This is a genomic window from Streptomyces sp. NBC_00887 (assembly GCF_045207585.1).
On record NZ_CP108788.1, the window covers coordinates 2,362,740 to 2,372,783 of the forward strand.

Sequence of the window (10,044 nt, forward strand, 5' to 3'; positions counted from 1 at the left end):
CACTACGACGTCGTGGTCGCGGGCGGCGGCCCCGCCGGCTGCGCCGCCGCCCTCACACTGTCCAGGGCAGGCCGCACGGTGCTTCTTGCCGATTCCGCGACCGGCCCGCCGAAGACCGGCGAGGCCTTGGTGCCGGCGGCGAGCCTGCTCCTGCACGACCTTCAGGTCCCCGACACCGTCCTGACCACAGGACATCTGCCGTGCCACGGCAACCACTCCGCCTGGGGCTCCGCCACCCTGCGTACCGTCGACTTCATCCGCGATCCCTACGGCCACGGCTGGCACCTGGACCGCTCACTGTTCGACCGCACCCTGCGCATAGCGGCCCGCGCGGCGGGAGCGGACGTGGCCGAACACACCGCGGTACGCCGACCCGTACGCCACCGCGATGGCACCTGGCGGCTCACCCTGCACGCGGCACCCGCCGGACCGTGCACCGTCACATGTCGCTGGATCGTCGACGCCACCGGCAGACGCGCCGCGATCGCCGTCACCGCAGGTGCCCGCCGACACGTCGAGGACCGACTGACCGCCCATCACCTCACCCTCGGTGCCCTGCCCGATGCCACCGACGGCCACTCCCTGGTCGAATCCACCCCTGACGGCTGGTGGTACACCACCCTGCTGCCCTCCCGCCGCCGTCTCGTCTCCTACTTCACCGACCCCGACCTGTTCACCCCTGCGGACTTCCGCCGCCGCCTCCTCACCACCCGGTATGTGGCGCCCACCGCCGACGCGCACGGAATCGGGACACCGAACCATCCCCGCCGCGCCCCCGCCCACACCGCCCACCTGGACCAGGTTCACGGCGACGGCTGGATCGCGGCAGGAGACGCCGTCCTGGCCTTCGATCCCGTGTCCTCCCAGGGCATCCTCACCGCCCTCTACACCGGACTCGGCGCGGGCCAGGCGATCGACACCCACCTGCGTGGCATCCCCGGCGCTCTGGACGCGTACACAGCCAAGATCACCACAGCCCGCACGGCGTACCAGCACGCGCACCGGACCGTTCACGCCCAGGAGACACGCTGGCCCGACCGCCCGTTCTGGTCCCGAAGACAAGGGACGGCGGCGGCACGGACGGTTGGTCCAGCACATGCTCCTGGACTGCATGTCTACCGAGAAGCTGACCGATGACATTCTGGCTGCGTGTGTGCCGGCCCTGGTGCTACCGGAGGGGGCACAGCTCGCTGCGCCCGAGAAACTCGGCGCGAGAGGCTACGACTGATCGGTCAGCGTGTAACCCTGCATCCTCGGCTGCGCGACAGCGCCGCGGCGCCCCTGCACGAGGCAGCTTCCTCTGCGTGGGTGCAGGGCATCGGCCACGCCAGGAATCTGCGCGCCTTCGGCCGCACGAAAGGGCATCCCTGGCCCGTGGGCTCGCGCTGACCAGCGCCGACGCCAAGGGTTTGGCGAAGGTGTGGGGGTTGTCGTACTTCTCCCCCGGCCCACAGCTGTGGAACGCCCCTCCCCCTACGACGTGCATGAAACCCCTTCGCCCAAACAAATCCTGAGCGACGACCACCGGGTCAGCGCTCATGCCGCCCTGACGTGCATCCCGCACCTGCGACGACGCGGTTCCGTCCTGGCTCAAGGAGGCCGCGGTCTGGCACGCCGAGCCCGGCCCCGCAGCAGCTTCATGCGCTCCGTGTCCTGGCCCGCCTGATCACCCGACCCGTCCCATACGGCGACGGGCTGCTGCCGCTGTTCCGTCTCCCTCAGTGCCGCCGCCCCGGCCGCCATCGGGAGCGGCGGCCGGCCGACCTTCATGAGGGCTGCTGACGCAGCGATGTACGCGGGCAGGCAGCACACCGGTGCCATCGCCCAGGCCAGCCCCGACCACGCCCAAACCCCCAGACAGTGTGGCAGTCGCGCAGGATGCTGCCGGGCCGGTCGATACGGATGCCGAGTCCAAGACCTGCGAGGTCGTCGACACCGGTGTTCTGGGTGATCCGGGCAACCACTTTCTCAAGGGTAGGTTCACGTCGAGAGTCTGGCTGTCCATCAGCCCGCAGTGGCGGGTACCCAGATCAAGTTCAAGGTGTCCGCCGCCCACCCCGCCATCCGTAAAGTCTGAGTCGACGGCGGCTACCGCAATACTTCGTTGAGGGCACAATTTTCCCTCCACTGGCCGTCCGCCATATGGATGTGCGGCCGAACGGAACCTGTGTCAGCGTGGAGAGGTAGAGCTATCGGCACCGTCATCCTGTCGATGTCATTCCGGCGGTTCAGACGACGGGTCGTAGTTCAGGAAGTACGGCCGCGCGCCGGACTCAGAGGCTGAAGCCCGTACGGCAGACCTATGCCTTTCCGGCGCAGACACTTGCGGATTTCGATCCGACCCCCAGCCGGAGACTCTCACGCGTCACCACGTGGAAGGGGAGCGAATATGCCCAGGCAGGGAATGAATGACGGAAACCGCCGACCGCAGTACGACGAAGTGCGAGGACATCCGGAACTCATCTGCGCGGTGGCGGAGGACGTGGGCGTGGAGATCACGCCGTCGGGCGCCTCGTCGGCCCTAGGCGCTGATGTGGCCGGTCTGAATGAGTTGGCGGCTGCGCCCGACATCGTCCTGAAGCCGCTGTTCGACGCCGACCTGGGGCGACTGGGCCGCCAGGTCCACCAGATGCCGCAGGCTGGCGAGTCCGCTGACCATGTCCAGGAGAGCCTCAGCAGAATGGTGCGCTTCTACCAGGTGGACGCGCCCGAGGAGCGACTCGAGGAGATCGCCGAAAGACTCCGGCGACTCGATGTCATCGAGGCCGCCTACATTAAGCCGGCCGCCCAACCCGCCCGGGCCGAAACCGGGGCCCGGCCCTGGACACGCCCCTTCTCCAAGGCCGAGGAGCGCAGCAAGGAGTCGCCCATCAACGACATGGCCCCCACAGGGCCGGACGCACCGTCGATGACGCCCGACTACACAGTCCGCCAGATCTACCTGGACCCGGGGCCGGCCGGCATCAACTCCCGCCACGCATGGCAGCAGCCCGGCGGCACAGGGCACGGGGTCCAGGTGATCGACTGCGAATGGGGCTGGCGCTTCGGCCACGAGGACCTGCTCCAGAACCAGGGGGGTGTCATCTCAGGAATCAACAGCACCGACACCGATCACGGCACCGCCGTCCTCGGTGAAATCAGTGGTGACGTGAACGGGTTCGGCGTCACCGGTATCGCGCCCGACGCGGTGATCAGCGCCTCATCGTTCTCCCTGCCGACCGCGACCGCCATCCGGGCCGCCGCTGACCGACTGGGTCCCGGAGACGTTCTTCTCCTGGAGATTCACCGGCCGGGGCCACGGGCCACCGGGACAGGCCAGCAGGGGTTCATCGCAGTCGAGTGGTGGCCGGATGACTTCCTTGCCATCCGGTATGCCACGGACAAGGGCGTGGTCGTCGTCGAAGCCGCCGGCAACGGCGCGGAGAACCTCGACGACCGGGTGTACGACGGGTCCCCCGGCTTCCCCCCGTGGTGGGCCAACCCATTCCGGCGCAACCCGCTCGACTCCGGTGCCGTCATCGTCGGCGCCGGAGCTCCCCCGCCCGGCACCCACGGCGCAGACTGGGGCCCCGACCGTTCCCGCCTCGACTTCTCCAACTTCGGCTCCTGCGTGGACGCGCAGGGTTGGGGCCGAGAGGTCACCACGACGGGATACGGCGATCTGCAGGCCGGAGGGAATCCCGACTTCTGGTACACCGACAGGTTCAGCGGGACGTCAAGCGCGTCCCCGATCGTCGTTGGCGCTGTCGCCTGTGTGCAGGGCGTACTGAAGGCGAGCGACCGTATTCCGCTGGACGGGTGGCAGGTCCGGAACGTGCTGAGGAACACCGGCTGGCCTCAGCAGGACGCGCCCGGACGCCCGGCCAGCCAGCGGATCGGAAACCGGCCCGACCTGAGTCAGCTGATTCCGGCCGCGCTGGCGTGATCGTCGGCGATCGCCGACAACAGCAGGCGTTGTGACGGCTGGACCGCCCGTCGCAGCGCCTGGGCGCGCTTGCGCCGCATGATGAGACGGGAGTCATAGTATGACCTCATTCACCCCTGATGGCTGCTACCGGATCAGTGCTCCCGGCGGCGACCTTCTCACCCTGGAGAACTCGGACGACGACTCGTCACCGGTACAGTTCCTGCCTCCCAACGGCAGTGGCGAGCAGGAGTGGAAGGTCCACCCCGCCAGTCACGGCACCTGCACGATCACGAACGTCAGAAGCAAGACGTTCCTGGGCTTCGCGGGCGAGCCCGACCACAATGTTCCGGTGGGCGGATCCACAGAACCTAGCGCATGGCAACTCACTCCCGTTGAGGAGCCGGACCGCTTCGTTATCGGTGCTCCCGGCACCGAACTCGTCCTGGGGCGCAGCCCGGTGCGTATCCTTCCGCCGCGCACCGCCCTGGTGGAACCTCATGGCGAGGCCATCGCATGGCACTTCCAGCTGGTCGGTCAGGTTCTGGCAGCACCGGCTGAGCGGAATTCTCCCGTGCCCCCTGAGTGAACTCCGTCGGGCCGAAACCCCCTCGGCGAGGAAGGAACCGAGCACCATGTCGGACCCCAAGTCATTGGTCGTCGAGCGGTATGGGGTTGGGCGTGAGGTGACCATGCGGTTACGTCGTCGTAGAGGGTAGCTGCGGGTTTTGAGGCAGCCGTGGAGACTCTGCTTCTGGAAGGGCCGAGCGCTGTGGGTCCAGCACTTCCACCTGGTGGAGGGCGAAGGTGGAGCGGCAGAACCCGGCATTCCGGCCGGGCGCGGAATGCCGGAGGCCGGTCTGCCGGAGGCCGGTCTGGTGGCCGCCGGGGCAAGCAACACCGACGCCTGGAGCTGGAGATCTTCCACCTTCAAGGCGAAATCGGCCGTCTCGAGGGGCTGCCAGATCCCTGGTGGGCGAAGCGGGCCGCCTCGTGGTGTGCCCTCAGCCATTGCAGATGTTCGAGGTGTTTGCCGCGTCGTTTGCGTGGTGGGGTGACGACCAGGCCGTAGGTTTGCGCCGCGAGGCCCTGAGAGCCGGCGTCGGCAAGGATCTGCAGGTCAATGGTGTCGGCGAGCAGGTCGACCAGGCCGGCGTCACGTGCTTGGGTGATGTCAGCGACGGATCCGGCCCGGACCTCGCCGCAGAACAATGGCCGTCCGCGCTCATCAGTGACGACGAGGGCTTTCATGGCGTTGATGCGGCTCTTGCCGGAGATCGACCGGCGGCGTCCGCCGCGGTGTGCGCTCGGGCGACGGACCCTGATCTCGGTGGCGTCCATCAGTGCCGGCACCCTCGATGCGGCAGCCGCGGTCGGCGAGTAGAGGCCGGATCTCGCCGACCGCACGGGTGATGGTCGACCGGTCCACCTGGAACCAGCAGGCCAGCACGTCGTGGGTAACGCCGTGCCTCAGGCGAACTTGTGTGGCCAGGAGTCGGTCGACGAAGACCAGCTTGTACTTCGCGCCCGCTCCGACCGCTCGCCGGCGCGGTCGGTCGAGTAGCTCGAGCTCGGCATCTCTGCGGGCCTGCCAGAAGCCCCAACTCCGCTGCCAGATCGGCAATCACCGCCGTTGAAAGGCCCGTGACCCGACGCTCAGACATGATCAACCCACGCGCGCCTGCATCCCCACCACGAACGGCCTAACGAGCAGGCAGGGCCAACGTCACTGCTAACCATGCACGAACTCGTAAGGGGCCGACGAGTTCTGCTCGCCCCCTGCGCCCTCCGAAGAACCGAACCGCGACCGGGCCGCCGTCTCAGCTCTGCCCAGCTCCCGCCAAGGCGGTGAGGATGCGTCGAGTCTTGCTCTCGGGGTGCTCGGAGAGCGCGACCCCGCGCTCCCGCACCGTATCCTCCAGCTTCCGCTGCTTGCGCTCGGCCCGCGCCGTGAACTTCTCGATGTCGTCCTCGTCCTTGGGCTTCACCCGGATCGAGACCTCCAGGAAGTCCAGGTCGGCAACCGACCATGCCTCCAGATCGACCTCCAGGTCGTCAAGTGGAACGTCCTCGGCCTTCGTCGAGAGGATCGGCCCCAGCGCGACCAGCCCGTCCAGCTGGACGGCGGGCGCGCAGACGTGCAGGAACTGGTTCTGCACCGCGTCGATCGACGCGGCGGGATCGGCCCCGGGCTTCACCGCGTCCGGCAGGACCCCCGGCGGGTGACCATGCACCAGAGAGGCCGCCAGCACCTGATGGTTCCCCGACCAGTCCTCCTCGATCTTGTACGTGAACGGGTCCGCTTCGAACGGAGCGGAGAACCGGCCGGCCAATTGCTTCCCGGTGCACGGGCGCAACTTGACGGTCAGATCGTCCCGACTCCCGCCGATCCTGAACCGTACGATGACGCCGCAGTCCAGCAGCCGCACCCGGCCCTCGGCGACGCCGTTCCGGTCCTCGGCAAACCAGATTCGACGCTTCGTCATCGGGCTGCTGGACGCGCCCAGGGCCGACAGTGCGGCCGCCACGTCACCCTCGATGTTGACCTTGACCTCGATCGGCAACAGGTGCATCGCATCTCTCCTATACGCTTCCTGAACCTTGTCGCGGGCGTCCTGCAAGTTACTGCCGGACGAGGGCATTGAACGCCGTATGCCGGCCTTGCTCTTCCTCCAGCTCGGGGGCGCCCCCGTCCGGGTACTCCCGGAAGACGAACTCGCCGAGGCCGTCCGGCCGCATCGCGCACGAACCGGAGATGCCTCGGCGAAGAACCCCATCCCGGGTGCCGCCCCACGCGAACTCGTTCCGAGCCGGGCGGTCCACTTGCTGGTCTCCGCCGGGCCAAGAATCACCGCGCGGAGACCACGCTCGCGCATCCCGCGACACGCGCGAATGATGACTCGTCTCCGGTTACCAGTCGGGTCTCACGTTGGATCGGAGGCCGCCACCTGCGGGGCGCTTTTCGAAGTGCAGATGGGGGCCGGTGGCATTCCCGGTGGAGCCGACTTCTCCAACCTTCTGGCCTGCCCTCACAGAACCGCTGCGCACCGTCCGCTCGTCGAGGTGGCAGTACCAGAAGTCGAAACCGCCGACGCGCAACACGACGAACTTGCCGAAACTGGGGTCGAGTCCGCTGCGGACTATGGACCCGCTGCGCACCGCGACACATGGCTCACCCTTCGGAGCGGCATAGTCCGCGCCGGTGTGATAGCCCAGGCTCCAGTGAGGCCCCTTCTTGCGGTAAGGGGTCGTGACGTCGCGTCCCGGTACGGGAGATGCAACGCGGGCACCAGAAGGTGTGGGCGACGCAGTCGGCACGTGGAGCCGGTCCCAGGAGGTCTTGCCCGGAATACCGTTGGCATCGGCCCCGTCAAACTTGAGCTTGCGCTGCCAGGCGGCGTACGACTGTCGGTCGGCATCGGACCACTCGAGATCGGGACCCGCCCGGTACTTTCCGCACCCTTCCGCCACCAGGCGTTTACCCATCGCGGTGATCACGGGACTGCGTTGTCCCTTGTGGAAGAATTTTGCTCCTGGGAACGGCGCCAACGCAGGCATAACCTTCCCTGCTTTCAGTAAGGGGCCGGATCGCGATGCGGACTCGCCTGCTGAACGTGCGAGATGTCACCGTACCGGCGCCAGATGTAGTTGATTGCTGCCGCGATATTCGCCACCGGGTCGTAGATTCGGTCGGACGTGCCCGCCTGGTGGTTCTCGGCGAACGTATCGGGTATCACCTGGGCATAGCCCCGCGAGCAGTTGAGCCTGGCACCATCCGACTGGACCGAGCCTGTTGCGTTGACGTCGTCCCGGTTCACCGCGTTCGGCTTGAAGGACGACTCGCGGAATATGAGGGTCAGCAGGTTCGCTCCGTTTCCGACCCCCGTTACCCAGCTCCTCGGTGCACCGGTCCTGTCGCATGCCTGCTCGGCAAACACGCGGGCGGTGCCCTCGTCGATGGCCAATCCCGAGTTCTTCGAGAAGCGCACCGAACTCTTGCTGAGGGCACCGGGATGGCGGCAGTCCACTACGAACCCGGCTTTGGCACCCAGTTTCGCCAGTGAGGAGCAGCCGGGGGAACCATCGGCAGCCGAGCCCGTGAATCCCAGCATGCGCTGCCACGCCGCGTAGGCCGATCTTGTCTGCTCGCCGAAGAACCCGGTGGCGCCCGCGGGGATGCTCATGCCGACTGTCATGAGCGCCGCCTGAGTGGCTTTGACCTCATCGTTGCGCTTGCCGAACCGCACGTTGGAGAGAGTAACCATCGTGCCTCCTCGGACTGTTGGAGGCCGGAATGGAGTGAGTCTGCCGGTAGGAGCAGCAGCGCCCCTGCCTGGAAGCTGCGCACCCCCGGGACTGTGTGCTGCTCACGTAACAGCTCTCCTTCTTTCACCATGCGCCTGATGAGAGTCGCGCGCAAACCCGACAACGTGCAGGCCATTGGAGGTTTCGGACGACCAGTCCCGTCAATGCCCTCGGACCGGGGAGTCGTTGCTGTGCAACCCAGTTTTCGCGAGGTTCTTGTAGCAGGTCAGGGCGGCGGCCATAGCAAGGCCTCGGCTCTGCCAGTCGTTGCGGACCACGTACGGGATCTTGAGACCACGAGCAGCCCATGGCAGGCTCATGCCGCATGATCGATGAATTCGCGAAAGACAACCTGCACGGGAGACTGCGGCGGGACCGCAAGGCGTTGCTCTGGAAACTCGACGGCTTGTCCGAGTACGACGCCCGCCGACCTTTGACAGCGACCGGGACCAACCTCCTCGGCCTGGTCAAACACGTGGCCACCGTCGAGGCCAGGTACTTCGGCGAGGTCTTCGACCGCCCTTCCCCGAAACCGCTGTCCCGGTGGCAGGACTCCGACGGCAGCGATCAGTGGGCGGCCGAGGACGAGACCCGCGATCAGATCATCGGGTTCTACCGGCGCACGTGGGAACACTCGGACGCGACGATCAACGAGCTTCCCCTCGACGCTCCCGGCCACGTGCCGTGGTGGCCGGAGCCTTACGCCAACACGAACCTGTTCGCTGTCATGACCCATGTCCTCAGCGAGACCGTCCGGCATGCCGGGCACGCCGACATCCTGCGCGAGGGCCTCGACGGCCGAACCGGGCTGCGCGCCGAAAACGAGAGGCAGATCGACGAGGAAGTTCGTGCGGCCTACTGTGCGAAGATCGAGCAAGCCGCCAGGTCGGCCGCACCAATCAAGGCTTGGAGTTTGTCTCACGTGACTTGATGTTCGTGCGGCATGATGCCGGTCGTGGGTGCTGATCTATCGAAGCGTCTGGTTTCTGATGAACTCAGGTAGCCGGCCGCCCCGTTGCTGCCGTTCCCTGCTCGTCCGCAAGGTGGTGGGACCGCTCCGTGTGACGAGCAAGCCGTGTTCACGGCAGTGGTGCAGACGCAGCACCTGACGGCGGCGACCGCTCAGTGGGTGGTCGCGGCTGTCGCCGCGCGCACCTGATACCTCACCGGCATTGTCTAAAAATCGGCCGGGTGAAGTGGCTGGACAATCCTGAAGCAGGCGGACTGAAGCTCGTCAGGGGTTACCACCGACTCGGCAAAGAGTTCGAAGTTCCTGTGCCGGATGAATCGATCTGGGAACTTCACGGAACGGAACGAGGCCTGGTTCGGGTCGATTTCCGCCCGTTCCAGGACGTAAGTCGATTCCTCGATGACTTGGTCTCTTACCTGGGGGTCCGTGATTCCGGTGAGGAACTTGCTGTGTATGCGGAAGTCGTCGAACGTCGCGATGCGCAGACAGAAGCCCGGCGGAGCAACTGCTCGTACCAGCATTCCTTCTTCGCCGAAATTCAAGCTGCGGCCGGTCCACTGGAACGTGGCATTGCGACGATCATCTTCGGTCTCGATCTTGGCGATGTCGGCGAGGCCGCTGTGATCGATGATGAAGAAATCGGGAAGGTTATTCGAAAAGAGTGAAAGCTTGAGCACCGTCACGGTGTCCCTCGTTCCATGATGCGTCCACTTGAGTCGACGGGTAGCGGACTACTCGAATCGGCATCAACCACGCCAGCTCTTTGGGGCGTAGGGCCGATAAGCCCGTCACTCTCCTGCATCCATGCGGGTGAGAGCACTGTCTTCATCATGCGCCGCCACGAACGTGAACGCCAGCGCTTCAC

Annotated in this window: 10 protein-coding genes and 1 pseudogene; 4 read left to right on the forward strand and 7 right to left on the reverse strand. The window is 66.5% G+C overall.

Annotated features, from left to right (window positions below; translation table 11 throughout):
• The first annotated feature begins 12 nt into the window (after positions 1 to 12).
• From OG844_RS10740 to OG844_RS10750, 3 genes are all read left to right on the forward strand, one after another.
• Positions 13 to 1,137 (forward strand): FAD-dependent monooxygenase, encoded by a 1,125-nt coding sequence (locus OG844_RS10740; RefSeq protein ID WP_406389661.1) that lies wholly within the window; start codon positions 13 to 15, stop codon positions 1,135 to 1,137.
• A gap of 1,252 nt (positions 1,138 to 2,389) precedes the next feature.
• Entirely contained in the window at positions 2,390 to 3,925 is a 1,536-nt protein-coding gene (locus OG844_RS10745; RefSeq protein ID WP_406389662.1) for a S8 family peptidase, read from the forward strand.
• A 100-nt stretch (positions 3,926 to 4,025) separates the two neighbouring features.
• Positions 4,026 to 4,493 carry a hypothetical protein gene (locus tag OG844_RS10750; RefSeq protein ID WP_406389663.1) on the forward strand — a complete coding sequence of 156 codons (468 nt, stop codon included), beginning with the start codon at positions 4,026 to 4,028 and terminating at the stop codon, positions 4,491 to 4,493.
• Between the two features lie 341 nt (positions 4,494 to 4,834).
• Here OG844_RS10750 and OG844_RS10755 read toward each other — a convergent pair whose 3' ends face one another.
• The 6 genes and pseudogenes from OG844_RS10755 to OG844_RS10780 form a co-directional block, all read right to left on the reverse strand.
• Positions 4,835 to 5,245, reverse strand: coding sequence for a transposase family protein (locus OG844_RS10755; RefSeq protein WP_406389664.1), 411 nt, complete (start codon positions 5,243 to 5,245; stop codon positions 4,835 to 4,837).
• Positions 5,133 to 5,528 carry a transposase family protein gene (locus OG844_RS10760; RefSeq protein ID WP_406389665.1) on the reverse strand — a complete coding sequence of 132 codons (396 nt, stop codon included), beginning with the start codon at positions 5,526 to 5,528 and terminating at the stop codon, positions 5,133 to 5,135. Before OG844_RS10760 ends, OG844_RS10755 begins: the two co-directional genes overlap by 113 nt.
• 196 nt (positions 5,529 to 5,724) lie before the next feature.
• Positions 5,725 to 6,546, reverse strand: a complete 822-nt coding sequence (locus OG844_RS10765) for a hypothetical protein (protein ID WP_406389666.1) — start codon at positions 6,544 to 6,546, stop codon at positions 5,725 to 5,727.
• Between the two features lie 268 nt (positions 6,547 to 6,814).
• Positions 6,815 to 7,222 (reverse strand): M23 family metallopeptidase, encoded by a 408-nt coding sequence (locus tag OG844_RS10770; RefSeq protein WP_406396078.1) that lies wholly within the window; start codon positions 7,220 to 7,222, stop codon positions 6,815 to 6,817.
• Positions 7,217 to 7,459, reverse strand: a pseudogene (locus OG844_RS10775) (peptidoglycan-binding protein); the annotation flags it as partial. The gene OG844_RS10770 and the pseudogene OG844_RS10775, both read right to left, overlap by 6 nt.
• 17 nt (positions 7,460 to 7,476) lie before the next feature.
• Positions 7,477 to 8,169 carry a transglycosylase SLT domain-containing protein gene (locus tag OG844_RS10780; protein WP_406389667.1) on the reverse strand — a complete coding sequence of 231 codons (693 nt, stop codon included), beginning with the start codon at positions 8,167 to 8,169 and terminating at the stop codon, positions 7,477 to 7,479.
• A gap of 365 nt (positions 8,170 to 8,534) precedes the next feature.
• Between OG844_RS10780 and OG844_RS10785 the strand changes: the two genes are divergently transcribed.
• Positions 8,535 to 9,140 carry a DinB family protein gene (locus tag OG844_RS10785; RefSeq protein WP_406389668.1) on the forward strand — a complete coding sequence of 202 codons (606 nt, stop codon included), beginning with the start codon at positions 8,535 to 8,537 and terminating at the stop codon, positions 9,138 to 9,140.
• A 245-nt stretch (positions 9,141 to 9,385) separates the two neighbouring features.
• Here OG844_RS10785 and OG844_RS10790 read toward each other — a convergent pair whose 3' ends face one another.
• Positions 9,386 to 9,862, reverse strand: a complete 477-nt coding sequence (locus OG844_RS10790; RefSeq protein ID WP_406389669.1) for an AbfB domain-containing protein — start codon at positions 9,860 to 9,862, stop codon at positions 9,386 to 9,388.
• Positions 9,863 to 10,044: the final 182 nt, after the last annotated feature.

Coding starts and splice junctions, on each gene's coding strand:
- OG844_RS10785 (WP_406389668.1), top strand. CDS start 8,535: ATGATCGATGAATTCGCGAAAGACAACCTGCACGGGAGACTGCGGCGG.
- OG844_RS10780 (WP_406389667.1), bottom strand. CDS start 8,169: ATGGTTACTCTCTCCAACGTGCGGTTCGGCAAGCGCAACGATGAGGTC.
- OG844_RS10765 (WP_406389666.1), bottom strand. CDS start 6,546: ATGCCCTCGTCCGGCAGTAACTTGCAGGACGCCCGCGACAAGGTTCAG.
- OG844_RS10750 (WP_406389663.1), top strand. CDS start 4,026: ATGACCTCATTCACCCCTGATGGCTGCTACCGGATCAGTGCTCCCGGC.
- OG844_RS10755 (WP_406389664.1), bottom strand. CDS start 5,245: ATGGACGCCACCGAGATCAGGGTCCGTCGCCCGAGCGCACACCGCGGC.
- OG844_RS10745 (WP_406389662.1), top strand. CDS start 2,390: ATGCCCAGGCAGGGAATGAATGACGGAAACCGCCGACCGCAGTACGAC.